The 17,372-nt window shown below is 64.6% G+C and carries 14 protein-coding genes; 3 read left to right on the forward strand and 11 right to left on the reverse strand.

Translation table 11 applies throughout. The features are described 5' to 3' along the window. Positions 1 to 73 precede the first annotated feature (73 nt). Entirely contained in the window at positions 74 to 583 is a 510-nt protein-coding gene (locus DCY11_RS12745) for an Lrp/AsnC family transcriptional regulator (RefSeq protein WP_108683195.1), read from the forward strand. Here DCY11_RS12745 and DCY11_RS12750 read toward each other — a convergent pair. The 5 genes from DCY11_RS12750 to DCY11_RS12770 all read right to left on the reverse strand — a co-directional run bounded on the left by DCY11_RS12750 (position 580) and on the right by DCY11_RS12770 (position 7,739). Further along, positions 580 to 1,956 (reverse strand): TIGR03808 family TAT-translocated repetitive protein, encoded by a 1,377-nt coding sequence (locus DCY11_RS12750; RefSeq protein ID WP_108683196.1) that lies wholly within the window; start codon positions 1,954 to 1,956, stop codon positions 580 to 582. The two genes, DCY11_RS12745 and DCY11_RS12750, sit on opposite strands and share 4 nt — an antisense overlap. Then, the gene (locus DCY11_RS12755; protein ID WP_108683197.1) at positions 1,953 to 2,633 is read right to left on the reverse strand and encodes a pyroglutamyl-peptidase I; all 681 of its coding nucleotides are present in this window, start codon (positions 2,631 to 2,633) and stop codon (positions 1,953 to 1,955) included. The genes DCY11_RS12750 and DCY11_RS12755 overlap by 4 nt, the downstream gene beginning before the upstream one ends. A gap of 84 nt (positions 2,634 to 2,717) precedes the next feature. Continuing rightward, positions 2,718 to 3,719: a methylmalonyl Co-A mutase-associated GTPase MeaB gene (gene meaB / locus DCY11_RS12760; RefSeq protein WP_245409370.1), complete on the reverse strand. Its 1,002-nt coding sequence runs from the start codon at positions 3,717 to 3,719 to the stop codon at positions 2,718 to 2,720. A 33-nt stretch (positions 3,720 to 3,752) separates the two neighbouring features. Beyond that, positions 3,753 to 5,903, reverse strand: a complete 2,151-nt coding sequence (gene scpA, locus DCY11_RS12765) for a methylmalonyl-CoA mutase (protein WP_108683199.1) — start codon at positions 5,901 to 5,903, stop codon at positions 3,753 to 3,755. Further along, positions 5,904 to 7,739 carry a methylmalonyl-CoA mutase family protein gene (locus tag DCY11_RS12770; protein WP_108683200.1) on the reverse strand — a complete coding sequence of 612 codons (1,836 nt, stop codon included), beginning with the start codon at positions 7,737 to 7,739 and terminating at the stop codon, positions 5,904 to 5,906. It lies immediately after the preceding gene. Positions 7,740 to 7,925: 186 nt separating this feature from the next. Here DCY11_RS12770 and DCY11_RS12775 point away from each other — a divergent pair, with 186 nt between their 5' ends. Continuing rightward, entirely contained in the window at positions 7,926 to 9,506 is a 1,581-nt protein-coding gene (locus DCY11_RS12775; RefSeq protein WP_108683201.1) for a helicase HerA-like domain-containing protein, read from the forward strand. Positions 9,507 to 9,574: 68 nt separating this feature from the next. After that, positions 9,575 to 11,479 (forward strand): ABC-F family ATP-binding cassette domain-containing protein, encoded by a 1,905-nt coding sequence (locus DCY11_RS12780; RefSeq protein ID WP_108683202.1) that lies wholly within the window; start codon positions 9,575 to 9,577, stop codon positions 11,477 to 11,479. 93 nt (positions 11,480 to 11,572) lie between these two features. On the opposite strand, the gene yecR is transcribed toward DCY11_RS12780, so the two are convergent. The 6 genes from yecR to msrB form a co-directional block, all read right to left on the reverse strand. After that, positions 11,573 to 11,899 (reverse strand): YecR family lipoprotein, encoded by a 327-nt coding sequence (yecR, locus tag DCY11_RS16205; RefSeq protein ID WP_108683203.1) that lies wholly within the window; start codon positions 11,897 to 11,899, stop codon positions 11,573 to 11,575. Positions 11,900 to 12,104: 205 nt separating this feature from the next. Then, positions 12,105 to 12,710, reverse strand: a complete 606-nt coding sequence (locus DCY11_RS12790) for a superoxide dismutase (protein WP_069443394.1) — start codon at positions 12,708 to 12,710, stop codon at positions 12,105 to 12,107. Positions 12,711 to 13,043: 333 nt separating this feature from the next. Then, positions 13,044 to 13,598: an isochorismatase family protein gene (locus DCY11_RS12795; protein WP_108683204.1), complete on the reverse strand. Its 555-nt coding sequence runs from the start codon at positions 13,596 to 13,598 to the stop codon at positions 13,044 to 13,046. Positions 13,599 to 13,671: 73 nt separating this feature from the next. Continuing rightward, on the reverse strand, positions 13,672 to 14,382 hold the full coding sequence (locus DCY11_RS12800; protein ID WP_108683205.1) for a DUF599 domain-containing protein: 711 nt from the start codon (positions 14,380 to 14,382) through the stop codon (positions 13,672 to 13,674). A gap of 66 nt (positions 14,383 to 14,448) precedes the next feature. Then, complete coding sequence (locus DCY11_RS12805) at positions 14,449 to 16,539, reverse strand: S9 family peptidase (RefSeq protein WP_108683206.1); 2,091 nt, start codon at positions 16,537 to 16,539, stop codon at positions 14,449 to 14,451. A gap of 82 nt (positions 16,540 to 16,621) precedes the next feature. Beyond that, positions 16,622 to 17,077 (reverse strand): peptide-methionine (R)-S-oxide reductase MsrB, encoded by a 456-nt coding sequence (gene msrB, locus DCY11_RS12810; protein ID WP_108683207.1) that lies wholly within the window; start codon positions 17,075 to 17,077, stop codon positions 16,622 to 16,624. Positions 17,078 to 17,372 lie beyond the last annotated feature (295 nt).

A 17,372-nucleotide genomic window follows, 5' to 3' on the forward strand; every position in this document is an offset into this window, starting at 1 on the left:
CTGAACGTCAGTGACCTGCCATCGCGCCTTCTACCGCGATGGGCCCGCGATCGTCTAGGGAGCATGGGGCCCGATGCGTGCCGCCCGCCTCGATTCCACGGATTGGCTGATTTTGCGTGAATTGCAGGCTGACGGCCGCATCACGAACATCGAACTGGCGCGCAAAGTGGGTATTTCCGCGCCGCCCTGCCTGCGCCGTGTCCGGGCGCTGGAAGAGGCGGGCATCATCAAGGGCTTTACGGTCCTGCTCAACGATCGGGCGCTCGGCTTCGACGTGTCCGCCTTCGCCATGATCAAGCTTCACAGCCAGGCCGAGGCGGATCTGATCGCCTTCGAGAAGTGGGTCGCCGCCAGCCCCGTGGTTCGCGACTGTCACATGCTTTCGGGCGAGATCGACTTCCTGCTGCGCTGCGTGGCGCCGGACCTGACGATGTTTCAGGACTTCATCATTCACGATCTTACGGCGGCGCCCAATGTGGAGAGCGTCAAGACCTCGCTCGTGATCCGGACGTCCAAGCAGGCGCCTGGTGTTCCCACCGAATTGATGTCCCAAGCGGCAGAGCCCGAACGGCACGCCGATTAGCGCACGACATTCGAGTACACGGCGAGGTTCGGGTAGGATTCCGCGCTTTCCAAAGCGAGGTCCGGGCCGACCGGCGTCGGGCCTTTCATGGCGCGGATGGCGCCGTCCTGGGCGCCGTCGATGAGGTTATCGGTGATGAGCGCGGCCCCTGCGCCGGCGCTTGCCGCGACGCCGATCCCGATATGGCTCTTGCGCACCACGTTGGCGGTCACGGTCACGTCGCGCATGTACTCGCCCCAGCCCACGATGATGCCGTAGGCCGGCGCACCCTCAACGACATTCGCGGTGACCGTCGTATCGGCCTCGACGGCAATGCCGCTGCCTCGGGCTTCGCCCGTCTTCCGGAAGAACAGATTACGGACGATATTGCCCTGGACCACGGCGAGGCGGCCGCCCTCGTTGAAATTGGTCACCGAGATGCCGGTGGCGGCCGTGTCCACGATGTTGTTGGCGATCAGCGCTCCTTCGAACCCGAACTCGGCGTAGAGCGCGACTTCCCCGAGCCGTGAGCAGGAATTGGCCACCATCTGGCAGTTCGAACCGGCATTGCTGCGGATGGCCGAATAGGCACAGTCGGAAATACGGTTCTGCGTCACGAGTACGGAGCCTGCCCGGAACACGTTGACGCCATTGCCGTTCTGGCCGCTGCCCCCGCTCTTGGCGGCGATACGTTCGATGCGGTTGTCGGTGACGAGCGTGCCGTCGTCGCCCTTCTCCGAGCGCCAGACGAGGATGCCGTTGTCGCCGCAATCGTGGATGTGATTGCTGCTGATCTCGAGGCCGGCCGCGTCTTCGCTGAAGAGGGCTGCGCTCGTGATGTTGCCGAACGTGCAGTTCGAAACGCGGCCCGAGGTTTTGCGCAAGGTCACGCCGCCGCCACCGCTATTGAGGAAGCGGCATGCGGAGACATCGAGCCCGGTCGCGCCGGTCGCCGTCATCAGCGCGCCGTCGTCGCCGAGCGGTGCGCCGCCGCCGTCAAGCACCAGGCCCGACAGGCGCACATTGTCGGCGTCTTCCATGACAAGGATCGGTACGCCGTCCGATTTCAAAATCGTCCGTCCCGGAACGCCATGCACATGGGTCCCGGCTGGAAGCGTCAGCGTGCCGGTCTTGTAGGTGCCTGCGGGCAGGAACAGTGGTTCGCCGTTCGCGGCCGCATCGTTGACAGCCTGTTGCAGCGTTGCGGTTTGCGAGACCGCGCCGCCCGCCGGGACGATGCCGCGGCTGCTGGAGCCATCGTATGCCAGCGCCGCGTGCGGGCCCACCATGCCGAGGCCGGCGCCGACACCCGTCCCGAGGCCTGCCAGCAGCGCGTCCCGCCGTCCGATCTGGAGGTCGCCGCCGGGGCCGGCGGGTTTCCGAGCGTTGGTCATGGCGTGTCCGTCGGCGGCAGGGTGTCCAACGGCCCCGCCTCGAACTTGCTCTGCAGCTGCACGGCCTGCAGCGCCTCCTGCAGGATCATTTCCGCCGCCTGCAGCAGAGTGTGTAGGCTCAGGACATGGGTTTGCGGCACGTGCACGAAGAGCGCGTCGCTGCCGTTCTGCTCCGCCCAATGGAGCGAGCGGAAATAGAGATCGTTGCAGATATAACGGCCGCAAGACTGAGAGACGCTGGCCGGGAATTTCTCGGCTTGCAGCCGCGCGACGAGCGCATCGACGGGCAGCCAGGTTTCGAGCATGTCGCCGCCGCCGGAAATCACGTCGGGGCGTCCGGGATGGGCGCCGGCGGCGTCCGGGCGCTGCTCGGTCACGTTATGGGCCTTGCACTCCAACTGAATTTCCGACGCTTGCGTCTGGACGCCGAAATGGATCATGAGGCGCGGCCGGATGGCCTGGTGGAAATAGGCGGCGCGGCTCGCGACCGCGGTCCATTCGGTCGGCAGCACCGCGCGATAGAGCATGCAGTCCGTGGGGGGTGCGGTTGCGGCCACCCGTTCGGCCAGCCAGCCGGAAGGGTTTTCGGCGACGCCGGGAAACGGGCCAAAGCCCGTAACGAGGACGCGTGGCCGTGCCGAATCGTGCGCCAAAGGGTCTGACGAGACGTCTGCCATGACTGAAGGCTTAGCCCCGCTTAGCCCTTGAGGGAAGGGCTTATCGGACTTGTGGTTGACCCGAGCGGCTGAGCCGCCTTGCGGCTATTCGGTGTCCTTCAGCCCCACGAGCCCGGCGAGCGCATCGGCCCCTTCGGCCGGGCTCATGGTGCCCGCGCGCACCTGGTCCTCAATGTCCTGATACTCGCGCGCGGCGCGGCGGCCGCCCTTAAAGGCGGCGAGCAGGCGCTGCTCGAAGATCTCGCGCATCCAGGTGGCGGCCTGCTCGGCGCGCCGTTCGTCGAGCACGCCGGCCTTGGCGAGCGAGCTGCGGCATTCGCCGATCTTCTCCCACAGCGTATCGAGGCCGGTGTTGTCGCGCGCCGACATGGTGAGCACGGCCGGCTGCCAGGCGATGTTGCCGGAGGCGAGAATGTGCAGCGCCGCGCGATACTCCGCGGCCGCGCGGTTCGCGCGTTCCACGTTGTCGCTGTCGGCCTTGTTCACGGCGATGATGTCGGCAAGCTCCAGAAGGCCGCGTTTGATGCCTTGCAGCTCGTCGCCCGCGCCCGGAATGGCCACGACCACGAACACGTCGACCATGTTGGAGACGGCCGTCTCCGATTGGCCGACGCCGACGGTCTCCACCAGCACCACGTCGAACCCGGCGGCCTCGGCGATGGCGATGGTCTCGCGGGTGGTCTTGGTGACGCCGCCGAGGCTGGTCCCGGCGGGCGAGGGGCGAATAAAGGCGTCCGTCTCCGAGGCCAGCCGTCCCATGCGCGTCTTGTCGCCGAGGATGGAGCCGCCCGTGCGCGACGAGGTGGGGTCCACGGCGAGGACGGCTACTTTGTGTCCCGCCTCGATCAGATTCAGGCCGAACTGATCGATGAGCGTGGACTTGCCTGCGCCCGGCACGCCGCTGATGCCGATGCGGATCGCCTTGCCCGTGTCCGGCAGCAGCGTCTTCAGCAGCTCCCGCGCCCGGACTTGATCCTCGGGCCGCGTGCTCTCGATCAAGGTGATGGCGCGGCCCAGCGCCACCCTGTCCCCTCCACGAATGGCGGCGGCGATCTCGTCGATGCTCTGCTGGGGTTTGGCGGTCACAGCGCCCGGGCTGCTTGAAGCTGTCGCAGTCATTTATTCCGCGGCGGCTTTGGGAGCCACGCCGAGCTTGCCGAGAATATCGATGGCCGCGTTGGCGATGGGCGTGCCGGGACCGAAGATCGCTTTGGCACCCGCCTCGAAGAGCTCGGGATAGTCCTGCGGCGGGATCACGCCGCCCACAACGATCATGATATCGCCGCGTCCCTGCTCCTCCAGCGCCTGGCGCAAGGCCGGCACCAGCGTCAGATGGCCGGCGGTGAGTGAGGACACGCCAAGGATGTGTACGTCGTTCTCGATGGCCTGGCGGGCCGCTTCTTCCGGCGTCTGGAAGAGGGGACCGATATCCACGTCGAAGCCGAGATCGGCGAAGGCCGACGAGATGACCTTCTGGCCGCGGTCGTGGCCGTCCTGGCCCATCTTGGCCACGAGGATACGCGGCCGTCTGCCGTGTTCGGCCTCGAAGGCGTCGATCATGTCGGCCACGCGGGCCATGTTCCCGTCTTTCTTCATCTCGGATTTGTACACGCCGGTGACTGCCGTGATGCTCGCTTGATGGCGACCGTACACCTTCTCCATCGCATAGGAAATCTCGCCGACCGTCGCCATCACGCGTGCGGCGGCCACGGCGCCTTCAAGCAGATTGCCTTTGCCGGTTTCGGCATATTGGGTGAGGGCGTCGAGCGCCTCGGTGACGGCGGCTTCGTCGCGCTCTTCTCTCAGCCGCTTAAGCTTCGCGAGCTGTTGTTCGCGCACCGAGCGGTTGTCGACCTTGAGAAGCTTGATGTCCGCATCCTTCTCGGAGCGATATTTGTTTACGCCAACGATGGTTTGACGGCCGGAGTCGATGCGGCCTTGCGTGGCCGTGGCCGCCTGCTCGATCATGCGTTTGGGGATGCCGGCCTCGATGGCCTTGGCCATGCCGCCAAAGTCGCTGATCTCCTTGATATGGCCCATCGCTTTCGCGGCGAGGTCGTGGGTCAGGCGCTCCACATAGTAGCTGCCACTCCACGGATCTATGATCTGCGTCGTGCCGCTTTCCTTCTGCAGCATGAGCTGCGTGTTGCGCGCGATACGCGCGGAAAAGTCCGTGGGCAGCGCAAGCGCCTCGTCGAGGCCGTTCGTATGCAGCGACTGCGTATGGCCTTGTGTGGCGGCCATGGCCTCGACGCAAGTGCGGACCACGTTGTTGTAGACGTCCTGCGCCGACAGGCTCCAGCCGCTGGTCTGGCTATGAGTCCGCAGCGCGAGCGACTTGGTATTCTTCGGCGCGAACTCGTCCTGCATGAGCTTCGCCCAGAGGATGCGGCCCGCGCGCATTTTGGCGATCTCCATGTAGTAGTTCATGCCGATGGCCCAGAAGAACGACAGCCGTGGGGCAAACGTGTCCACGTCGAGTCCCGAGGCGATCGCCGCGCGCACATATTCGATGCCGTCGGCGAGCGTGTAGCCGAGCTCCAGGTCCGCCGTCGCGCCGGCTTCCTGCATGTGATAGCCGGAAATCGAGATCGAGTTGAAGCGCGGCATCTCCTTCGACGTGTAGCCGATGATGTCCGCGATGGCGCGCATCGAGGGTTCGGGCGGATAGATATAGGTGTTCCGCACCATGAACTCTTTGAGGATGTCGTTCTGGATCGTGCCGGAGAGCTGGTCGTGGCCGACGCCTTGCTCCTCGCCCGCCACGATGAAGAGCGCGAGCACCGGCAGCACCGCGCCATTCATGGTCATGGACACGGAGACCTGATCGAGCGGAATGCCGTCGAACAGAACGCGCATGTCGTAGATGGAGTCGATGGCGACGCCCGCCATACCCACATCGCCCGTTACGCGCGGATGATCGGAATCGTAGCCGCGGTGGGTGGCGAGGTCGAAGGCGACGGAGACGCCTTGCTGGCCGGCCGCGAGGTTGCGGCGATAGAAGGCGTTCGAGTCTTCGGCCGTGGAAAAGCCCGCATACTGACGGACTGTCCAAGGGCGCTGCACATACATCGTCGGATAGGGACCGCGCAGGTACGGCGGCAGGCCCGGCAGCCCGTCGACGAAGTCGAGGCCGTCGCGGTCTTCCTTGCCGTAGACCGGCTTGACGGGGATGCCTTCCGGGGTGTCCCAATCATCGGCCGCCGGGCCGAGTGCAGGCTCCTGCGGCTCGGAATACGCAATCTCGGAAAATTTCGGAATGCCTGTCACTTAAGCCCCCAAATGTTCGTAGGCGCCGGTCAGCGTTTCCAGCGCGTTGTCGCCCGCCGCGACGAAGCTCTCGACGCCTGCGTCACGGAGCGCGGCTTCGAGGTCGCCCGGCTTTCCGGCGAGGTAGACATGCGCGGCGCCGGCGTCCCGGAGCGCTTTGGCAGCCTCGGCGCCTTCCGCCGCATAAACCTTGTCCGAGGAGCATAGGCACACGAGCGAAGCGCCCGATTCCCGGAAGCCCTCCAGCGTCTTATCGAGCGTCTGTTGTGAGGTCGCGGCAATGGCCTCGATGCCGCCGGCCTCGAACAGGCTCTTGGCGAAGGACGCCCGCCCGTTGAAATCGGCGGGACGCCCGAGGCAGGCCAGAAAGATTCTCGGCCGGGTGCCGGTCTTGGCGAGCAGGGCATCGCTGCGGTCGCGCAAGGCTTCGAAAGGCGCGCTAAGCCGCATGGGCGTCAGCGGCTTCACGGTCTGCGTGCCGAGCTCAACGGACGTGGGCGCGACATCCATGACCTCGAGGTCATCTTCGCCGAGGTCGGCAAACTCGCTGCTGCCGATGAGCGACTCTTTGCGCTTGGCCATGGCCGTCTCGCGGCGCGTCCGGGTTTCCGCGACGGCATCTTGGAACAGCCCGCTCTCAAGCACGTTGAGCACGCCGCCGGCCTCTTCGAATTTCTGGAACAAGCGCCAGGCCGCCGTGCACAGATCGCCTGTGAGGGCCTCCAAGGCGCCGGAGCCGGCGGCCGGGTCGGCCACGCGGTAAAGGTTGGATTCTTCCAGCAGCACGGTCTGGGTGTTGCGGGCCACGCGACGGGCAAAGTCTTCGGCAAGGCCGAGCGCCGCTGTGTAGGGCAGAACGGTGACGGCGTTCGCCCCGCCCACGGCGGCCGCGAGCGTCGCGATGGTTCCCCGGATAATGTTGGCTTGCGCGTGGCGCTTGGTCATCATGCGCCAGGCGGTTTCACCGGTCACGAAGGCCACCTCGGGATCGAGGCCGCAGGCCTCTTCCACGCGCGACCACAGCTTACGTAAGGCGCGGAACTTCGCGGTGGTGAGGAACTGGTTCTGATCGGCGGCAAGCCGGAAGAAGATCATCTTCCGGGCTTCCTCCAGCGGAATTCCAGCGGCCTCGAAGGCGCGCAGATAGCAAATAGCGGAGGCAAGAGCGAAGGCCAGTTCCTGGGCCTCGGTGCCGCCGGCGTCGTGCACGAGGCGGCCGTCGGCGGCGGCGAAGGGGCCCTTGAAGCCGCGTGCGGACAACTCCTTGGCGAGCGCCGCCACATCCTCGGGGGACGCATCGGCCGCTCCCTTGGCGGCGAGAACGCCGATGGGATCGAAGCCGAAGCGGATATTGGTGTGGTTCGCGGGCAGGCCGCGCGCGTCGACGAGGTCGGCGACCATGTTGGCGATTGCCGCCGCATTCGCGCCGAGCTGAAGCTCGAGCGGGACGCCCCATTCCAGGTGCACGCCTTCGAGCGCGGCGCCAATCGCATCCGCATCGGCCGGGAGCGCATAGCCGCATTCGCCAACGGCCCCCTGAAACACGAGCGCGATCCCCGAAGCCCCGTTGTTCAGATCCTCCAGAATCTGGCCGTTCGCGGTCCCCGGATCTGTGAGGTCCAAGCGCTGGGTGATCTCCCAGGGCGCCCCCGGATCGCGGCCGGGAATGACGGCGCCGGCTTCGGCCGGCGGATAGAGCGGCTCGACGACGATGCCATCGTACGTCTTTGATTCAAGTACGGAAAATGGAGCGCCCTTCAGGGCTTTCTCAACGAGCTCTTTCCAAGCGGTCTCTTCGGCCTTGGGAAATGCGGATACGAGTGACAAGTCTGACATGCGTGTAAGCCTAGATTGGTTCTGGATTTTCTCCTAGCAGAAGCCAGCGCGGCAAGAAACCCACGGGCGAGCAACCAGTGGGGGTGACTTATTGCGACTTGCGGACCGCGGCCCTGTTGGTGTCGGGCGCGCGCGGCGGCTAGAGTGCCGCAACGGCAGATTTGCGCGCATGGAGGAGTTCGGGGGATGGCGAGGCGGACGAAAGCGTCGGAGAAGGACGCGGCGACCGAGGAGGATAAGCCGGCAAAGGCGGCGGAGAGCGGGAACGCCGCCGTCGACCCGATCGAGATTCCCGACGATTGGGTCTTCATCGGCAAGAGCACCAAGCCCGAATACATCCTCCTCAAGCTCGCCAACCGGCACGGCCTCATCACCGGGGCCACGGGTACGGGTAAGACGGTCACCCTACAGGGGCTTGCGGAGAGTTTCTCCGACGCGGGCGTGCCGGTGTTCTGCGCCGACGTGAAGGGCGATCTGTCCGGCGTCGCCGCCATGGGCAAAGAGAAGGGCTGGATCAAAGAGCGCGCGGCCATGATCGGCTACGACGTGAAGTTCACCGCCCATCCCGTGATCTTCTGGGACCTGTTCGGCGAACAGGGCCATCCGGTGCGCACGACCGTGTCGGAGCTCGGCCCGCTGATGCTGTCGCGCCTCATGGACCTCAGCGAAGCGCAGGAAGGCGTGCTGAACATCGCCTTCCGCATCGCCGACGAAGAAAAGCTGCCGCTGCTCGACCTCAAGGATCTGCAGTCGCTGCTCGAAGATCTCGCGGCGCGGTCCAACGAGCTCACCACGCGATACGGCAATGTGGGCAAGCGCTCCATCGGCGCCATCCAGCGGCAACTCCTGGTGCTGGAACAGCAGGGCGGCGATCATTTCTTCGGCGAGCCCGCGCTGGACGTGGGCAAGGACCTGATGCGCACAGACGACGAGGGGCGCGGCTATATCGGCGTTCTGGCCGCCGACAAGCTGATGCAGAGCCCGCGGCTTTACGCGACGTTCCTGCTGTTCCTGCTGTCGGAGCTGTTCGAGGAACTCCCCGAAATCGGCGACCCCGACAAACCGAAGCTCGTGTTCTTCTTCGACGAGGCGCATCTGCTGTTCCGCGATGCGCCCAAGGCGTTGCTGGAGAAGGTGGAACAGGTGGTGCGCCTAATCCGGTCGAAGGGCGTCGGCGTCTATTTCGTGACGCAGAACCCGCGCGATGTGCCCGACACGGTGTCGCGTCAGCTCGGCAATCGCGTGCAGCATGCCTTGCGCGCCTTCACGCCGGCCGAGCAGAAGGCCGTGAAGTCCGCTGCCGAGACGTTCCGGCCTAATCCGGATCTCGATACCGAACAGATGATCATGTCCATGGGCATCGGCGAGGCGCTGGTCTCGACGCTCGACGAGAAGGGCCAGCCCAGCATCGTCCAGCATACGTTCGTCAAGCCGCCGTCCTCGCAAGTGGGACCCATCACGGCGGACGAGCGCAAGGCGCTCATGGAGACGGACCCGGTCGCCGGAAAATACGACAAATCGGTGGATCGCGAGTCCGCTCATGAGATCCTGACGAAGCGCACCGAGGAGCGGGCGAAGGCCGCGGCCGAGGCGGAAGCCGCGGAGGAGAAGTCCAAGACCACCAAGAAGTCGTCCGGCGGATCGCGTGGCGACGGCTTCTGGACGGCGCTCGGCAAGTCCGTGGTGCGCGCGGTGGTGCCCATGGCGACGCGCGTGCTGGAAGATGCCATTCGGCGGAACGCACTCGGGGGTCAGCGCCGCCGGTAGCGCTCGTGGCATTGGGACGCGCGCGCGGTCGCTAGTGGCATTCGCCGCCCCTGTGCTACACGGGCGCCATGTTCACGCTCGATGCCATAACCTTGCGCCTTGGCGGTCACGTCATTTTGGACCGCGCCTCCGTCGCTATGCCGCCGAAAGCCCGTGTGGGGCTTGTCGGCCGCAACGGCGCGGGCAAATCCTCGCTGCTCAAGATGATCGCCGGGATCTACGAGGCGGACGAGGGGCGCATCGAGGCGCCCACCGGGACCAGAATCGGCTATCTTAAGCAGGACGCGCCGGGCGGGAGCGGAACGCCGTTCGAAACCGTGCTGGCGGCCGCCGAGGAGCGGGCCGCGCTTCTCGATGAGGCGGAGACGGCGACGGACGCGCATCGCATCGCCGAGATTCACGAGCGGCTGAATGCCATCGATGCCCATGGGGCGCCGTCGCGGGCCGCGCGCATCCTGGCGGGGCTCGGCTTTCCCGAGGACGACCAGCACCGGCCGCTGACCGAGTTCTCCGGCGGCTGGCGCATGCGCGTGGCGCTCGCGGCGCTCTTGTTCTCCGAGCCCGACCTCCTGCTGCTCGATGAGCCGTCGAACCATCTCGACCTCGAGGCGGCGCTGTGGCTGGAGTCGTTCCTGCGGGCCTATCCGGCCAGCCTGATCGTGGTGAGCCACGAGCGCGACATGCTCAACAACGTCGTGAGCCATATCGTGCATGTGGACCACGGCAAGACGACGCTCTACGTGGGCAATTACGATCAGTTCGAGCGGCAGCGGCACGAACGCCAGGCGCAGGACGCGGCGATGCGCGCCAAGCAGGAAGCCAAGCGCCAGAAGCTGCAGGCCTATGTGGATCGCTGGCGCTACAAGGCCCACACGGCCCGCCAGGCGCAGAGCCGGCTGAAGGCGCTGCAGCGCATGGCGCCGGAAGCCGAGATCTTCGACGATTCCTCGCTCGTGTTCGACTTTCCCTCGCCGAAGGAGGTGAAGCCGCCGCTCATGATGCTGGACGATGTGGCCGTGGGCTATGTGCCCGGCAAGCCCGTGCTGTCGCATATCGACTTGCGCATCGACCCCGACGACCGCATCGCCCTGGTGGGGCGCAATGGCAACGGCAAGACGACCTTGGCGCGCGCCCTGGCGGGACAGCTCGCGGCCAATGGCGTGCAGATTATGGAGGGGCACATCAAGGCGAGCGGCAAGCTCAACGTCGGCTATTTTGCGCAGCATCAGATCGAAGAGCTTGTGCCGGAGGACACGCCGTTCCAGCACATGGAGCGCATGATGCCGAATGCGAAGCCCGGCGAGGTGCGGAACCATCTCGCCCGGTTCGGCTTTTCCGGCGACAAGGTCGGCGTTCAGGTCAGCGCCCTGTCGGGTGGAGAGAGGGCGCGGCTGTCGCTCGCGCTGGTGACGCGCGATGCGCCGCACATTCTGATCCTCGACGAGCCCACCAACCATCTCGACGTGGATGCGCGCGAGGCCTTGGTGCAGGCGCTCGCCGGTTTCGGCGGCGCCGTCATCGTGGTCAGCCATGACCGGCATCTGCTGGGCCTCATCGCCGACCGGCTGTTGCTGGTGGATGGGGGCCGCGTGCACGAGTTCGACGGCACGCTCGACGATTATCGCGACAGCATCCTGAGCACGGCCCGGTCGGGCAAGGGCAAGCGGCAGGGAGAGGCACCGAAGGAGACGCTGTCGAAGGCCGAGCGCAAGGAGAAGCGCAAAGCCGCAGCCGACGCCCGCGAGCGCGCCAAACCCTTACGCAAGGCCATCGCCGATGCGGAAGCCGACATGAAGAAGCTGACGGTGAAGCGCGAGGCGGTGGACGCCAAGCTGATCGACGCGACGCCGGCGGAAGCCAGCGATCTCATGAAGCAGCGCGGGCAGCTCACCCGCGAGATCGAAGAGGCCGAGGCCCGTTGGCTCGAAGCGAGCGAAGCGGTCGAAACAGCCATGGCCGAGGCCGACGCCTAACATCCCGTGTGAGCGAGAAGGCGTGTCGTAGGCCATTTTGTGAAAGCCTCGTCAGTATTGTCGCTGTAATTACGTTGGCGCCACGTCTGCTGGTTAGCTTGGGCGCCCGCCCCCGAGACATTGATAAGTGACCGAAACGAAGTATCTGAGGCAGCCGTACGAATTGCTTTCCTGGCACGTACGCTTTTCGCCTCCAAAGGCTTGAGCATCGGAGTAGCCCCACGCGCGGCACCGCTCCTTAGCCGCGGTGCGTCCCTGCTCCATGTTTATCTCTGCCTTCTCTAGATATGTAACCTCGTAACTCATCTCGACCGTGCCATCTGACCGGCTACCGCCTGTCGGCGTAAGAGTCTTGTTTGTTGAACAGCCCCCTACGGCCAGAGCAGCCGTAATCGCAGTTACCCAGAATACTCGTTGCATATAAAACGCTCCCCCAGAGGTGCACTCGATCTAGCGCACCGTCGACGGACTATACAACTAACGTGCGAATGAGAACACTGACTAGTAATGCTGGGTGAAACTTTGAATCCGACACCTCCACTGGGACAAATGCCCAAACAAAACGGGCGCCCCGCAGGACGCCCGTTTCTGAAATGACTGCGATGCGCTTACGCGCGAGGCGCTCTTAGGAAGACGGCGCCCGGGCGTACATCTCTTCGACATGCTCCCAGTTGATGAGATTGTCGAACCAGGCTTCCAGGTATTTCGGACGCGCGTTGCGGTAGTCGATGTAATAGGAGTGCTCCCACACATCGCAGCCGAGTAGCGGCCAGCCGCCATGGACCAGCGGGTTCTCGCCGTTGGGCGTCTTCGTCACTTCCAGCTTGCCGTCTTTCAACGTCAGCCAGGCCCAACCCGAACCGAACTGGGTCGCGCCGGCCTGCAGGAAGTCCGCTTTGAACTTGTCCATGCCGCCAAGGTCGCGGTCGATCAGCGCCAGAACTGCGCCCGGCACTTTCTTGCCGCCGCCGTCCTTGGTCATCCAGGGCCAGAAGTGAATGTGATTGAAGTTCTGCGCGGCGTTGTTGAAGACGCCGGCGTCCTTGCCGAAGCTTTCCTTGATGATGGTCTCGAGGTCCTTGCCCTCGTAATCGGTGCCTTCGATCAGCTTGTTGAGATTGTCCACGTAAGCCTTGTGGTGCTTGTCGTGGTGATACTCCAGCGTTTCGGCAGACATATAGGGCTGCAGGGAATCGTATGCGTAGGGGAGGGGTTCGAGTTCGAATGCCACTTTGGGTCTCCGCGAACTAGGGGGTGGAAAGAACACTGTCCGGCGCGAAGCTAATGCGTCGGCCATGCCGAAGCAACCGGGGCGCGTCGAAGGGCCCGGGCGGCGCGGCGATGCGGGGTGCGGTAGATAATACCGCAAGTGTCCTAATTGTTCCGGAGAAATCGGGTGGGCGTGGAGCCCCTGAACTCCACGCCCGGTGCCGAGGAAGGTTCGCTACAATCAGGTACAGGGATCTGACGCTTTGGAGAGTGCGATTTTCCACCTGAACCCAACATGAACCGATCCTGCAGGGCCGGTTCATTGAAATTTTGGGGTAGAGCCGCGGGGTGAGGGCTACTTGACGAGGGCCTGGAGGGCCTTGAATTCCGGGGTTCCGGCGCGCTCCATCCATTCGAACAGCACCATCTCGCTGTCCACGATGTCGACGCTGGATTTCTGCAGACGCGATAGCGCGAGCTTGTAGCTGCTTTTGGCGCGCGACCCCACGGCATCGGCGACCACGAAGGCTTCGAACCCTTGCGATTCGAGATCCATGGCGGTTTGCGCCACGCAGACATGGGCTTCGATGCCGCCGATCACGACCTGCGAGCGCCCCTCGCGGCGCAGTGCATGGAGCCGGTCCCGCAACAACTCGTTGCGCATGCACGAAAACTCCGTCTTGTCGGCCACGAAGCCGTCATTGGCGAAGGCATCGCGCACGGAATCGTGGGTCGGCCCCAGCCCTTGGGGATATTGCTCCGACATGGTGATGGGAATGCCGAGCTTGCGGGCGGCGATGACGAGACGCACGCAGCGGTCGATCACCTTGTCCGCGGTCGAAATGGCGTTCAGCAGCTTGTCCTGGACGTCGACGATGAGGACTTGGGATTTTTCGCGGGAGAGCAGCATGGGCGGCACTGTGGCATAGGTGGCGCGGCTTCGGCCAGGGGCAGTCTCCGGCTATTTGCCGGCGAGGCGCGCCCTAGCGGTCGAGGACGGTGAAGGCCTCGGACCGGTATTCGCGTCGATAAACGATGAACGTCACGAGGGCGCAGGCGAGCGCAAAAAGGATCGGGCTCACGAACCAGGCGAGGCCGGCGATCGCGAAATAGATGGTCCGGAGACCCGCGTTGAGATGACGCCCCGACAGACCGACGAGCTGGGCGGTCTTGCGTGCGTGGGCGCGCGCCTCGGCCGTGTTCGCCTCGGTTTGGAGCGGCAGGGCCCCGAACATGGTGCCCACATAATGCGTGAGGCGAAACGCCCAGGCGAAGGCGAAGAAGGCAATGATCATCAGCACCATGAGGAACAGGATCTTGAACTCCCACATGACGATGGGGGCGTCGGAGATGAAGGGCAGTTGTTCCAGGCGGTCCTTCACATTGTCCGCGGCCCCGAGCATCGCCGTCAGTCCGCCGAGCACCAGCACGGACGTGGACGCAAAGAAGGCGTTCCCGCTCGACAGCGAGGTGAGGAGTTGGGCGTCCATAATGCGGATGTCGCGCCTCAGCGCCGTCTCCATCCACTGCACACGCCGGTCGTTGACGGCGGCGACGAGCCCGCGGCGCGATTTCAGCGGGCCATACTGCACGGCCCAGGCATAGCCGAAATAGCACAGGCAAAACCAGGCAAAGGCCAAGATGTCGAGAAGGCTCATGTTTCGGCGCCGATCCGTCGACTGAAGTTCGTCCATCTTGAGTTCAAGATGCCGGGGCCTGCAAGCCTCCTTCTACGTGTGTTGGTCGCTGTCGGGAGAGTCCTAGACGCGATCTGTCAGCTTCAGCGCGAAGGCATATGACAGCGCGACTTCCTTCAGGCGGTCGAAGCGGCCGGACGCGCCGGCGTGGCCGGCCTCCATGTTCGTCTTCAGGAGGATGAGATTGTTGCCGGTGCCGGTCTCGCGCAGTTTGGCGATCCACTTGGCCGGTTCCCAATAGGTCACGCGCGGATCGGTGAGGCCGGCGAGCGCGAGGATGTTGGGATAGGCTTGCGCACTCACATTGTCGTAGGGCGAGTAGGCGGCGATGGTCTTGTAGTCCTCGGCGCTCTCGATCGGGTTGCCCCATTCGGGCCATTCGGGCGGGGTGAGCGGCAGGCTTGCGTCGAGCATGGTCGTTAGCACGTCCACGAACGGCACCTCGGCTATGATGCCGAGGAACAGGTCCGGCGCCATGTTGGCGATCGCGCCCATGAGCATGCCGCCCGCGCTGCCGCCTTGGGCCACGATGCGCCCTCGTGACGTGAACTTCTCCGCCGCGAGATATTCGCCTGCGGCGATGAAATCCGTGAAGGTGTTCGTCTTCTTGGCGCGCTTGCCGTTCTTGTACCAGGCGAAGCCCTTGTCCTTGCCGCCGCGGATATGCGCGATGGCATAGACGAAGCCACGGTCGACGAGGCTCAGCGCATTCGTCATGAAGCTCGCCGGAATGGTGATGCCGTAAGAGCCATAGCCGTAGAGAAGCAGCGGCGCTGTGCCGTCGAGCTTCGTGTCCTTCCGGTAGAGCAGGGTGACGGGCACGGTCTCGCCGTCCTTCGCCGGGGCGAAGACGCGGCGCGTGACGTATTGGCTCGGGTCGTGGCCGCTCGGGATCTCTTGCGTCTTACGCAAGGTCCGCTCGCGCGTCGCCATGTCGTAGTCGTAGGTCTGCGAGGGCGTCGTCATGGACGAATAGGTGAAGCGCAAGGTCGTCGTGTCGTACTCGTAGCCCGCGCTCATGCCGAGCGCGTAGGCCTCTTCGTCGAAGGCGATCTCGTGCTCTTCGCCGTCCGCGAAACGGCGAATGACGATGCGCGGTAAGCCGTTCTCGCGTTCGAGCCGCACGAGGAAGTCCTTGAAGGCGATGATGTCGAGGATCAGCCGTCCGGGCCGGTGCGGTTCGATCTCGGTCCAGTTGGCGGGCGAGGGGTTGTCGGCGGGCGCTTCGACGATGCGGAAATCTTCCGCGCCGCCGGAATTGGTCAGGATGATCAGCCGGCCTTCGTGGTGGCACACAGAGTATTCGTGCTCGGCTTCTCTCGGCGCAACGAGACGGGGCTCTGCGTACGGGTCGGCCGCATCGATCAGGCTGACTTCGGTGGTCTCGTGGTCATGGGTGCCGAGCAGAAGGTACTTGCCGTCCTGGGTCAGGCTGATGTCGAGGAACAGGCCCGGATCGGTTTGATCGTGGACCAAGCGGTCCTCGCCCGTATCGCCGATCTTGTGCGCGAAGAGCTTGCGCGGCCGGTGTTCCTCGTCGAGCCACACATAGAGCAGCGTCTCGCTGTCCATGGCCCATTCAAGGCCGCCGCAGGCATCCGTGATCGCTTCCTCAACGACCGCGCCGGTCTCTGCGTCGATTATTTTGGCGGTGAAATATTCAGAGCCTTTGGTGTCTACCGCGTAAGCGATGCGTTTGTGGTCGGGGCTGTGCGCCACCTGAGCGATGCGGAAATAGGCGTGGCCCTCGGCTAGTGCGTTGCCGTCGATCAGGATCGTCTCCTCGCCGCCGCCGCGCGGGCGCCGGCAGAACAGCGGCTGCTGCCCGCCCGTGATGAAGCGGGTGTAGTAGTCGAACGGTCCGTCGGGGGCCGGCACCGATGAATCGTCTTCCTTGATCCGGCCCTTCATCTCCGCGAACAGCGCTTCTTGAAGCGCCTCCGTATCCCCCATCGCGGCCTTCGTGTAGGCGTTTTCCGCCTCCAAATGCGCGCGGATATCTCGGGGGAGAACGGCAGGGTCGCGCATCACGGCCTGCCAGTTGTCGGCTCGGAGCCAGGCGTAGTCGTCTTCGCGATCGATGCCGTGATGGTGCGACTGGGAGGAGCGGCGCGGGGCTACGGGGCCGCGCGCCGGAAGATCGGGTTTGTTCATTCGTGAGGCCTAGTTGAGGCGTAATAGGACCATGGTTGAGCATGGGATGGGCCTCAATATGGAGCCATCCCACGCTCGGAGACTAGCCCGACGTGTTGCCGTCCGCGCCGCCGCTGTCAAGGTCACCGGTGTCAAGGTCGAGGGCACAGCCGTTGATGCAGTAGCGCAGGCCGGTATCCCCCGGTCCGTCCGGGAACACGTGCCCGAGATGGGCTTCGCAATTGGCGCAGCGGACCTCGACACGGCGCATGCCGTAGCTGCTGTCCTCGTGTTTCGTCACGGTTTCGGCGGCGGCCACATCGGTGAAGCTCGGCCAGCCCGTGCCGGAATCGAACTTGGTGTCCGAGCTGAACAGGGCCGCCCCGCAACCGGCACAGCGATACATGCCGGTGCGCTTCTCCTGGTGATAGGGATGGCTGAAGGCGCGCTCCGTCCCATGCTCGCGCATCACATGGAACTGCTCCGGTGTGAGCTGCTCGCGCCAGTCGCCCTTCGTTGCCGGGATCGGGGTGCCTGTCTTCTTGTGCGTGGTGTTCATGGCTTACCTTCTATCCGTCGTCTTGGTGTTCACTACAGAATATAGGATGCCCCTGTCAGGTCCCTAAGCGGTGTCACGCAAGCTTGATCCAGCAACGTACAACCGTGATCTCGCTTCTGCTCGGTAAACGAGAGATTTCCGGCAATGCAGATAAACTCTGCGATGTTTCAACGCAGAGAAAATCGAGAACCAACAGAGCCCACGTCCGTTTTCCACAGTCTTCGCGAGCAGAAGTGCGTTGCGATTCCGTCGCAGGGTGCTATACGAAGCAAATTGATGGAACTAAACGTACTCA

The sequence above is a fragment of the Methyloceanibacter sp. wino2 genome, from assembly GCF_003071365.1.
Lineage (GTDB): Bacteria > Pseudomonadota > Alphaproteobacteria > Rhizobiales > Methyloligellaceae > Methyloceanibacter.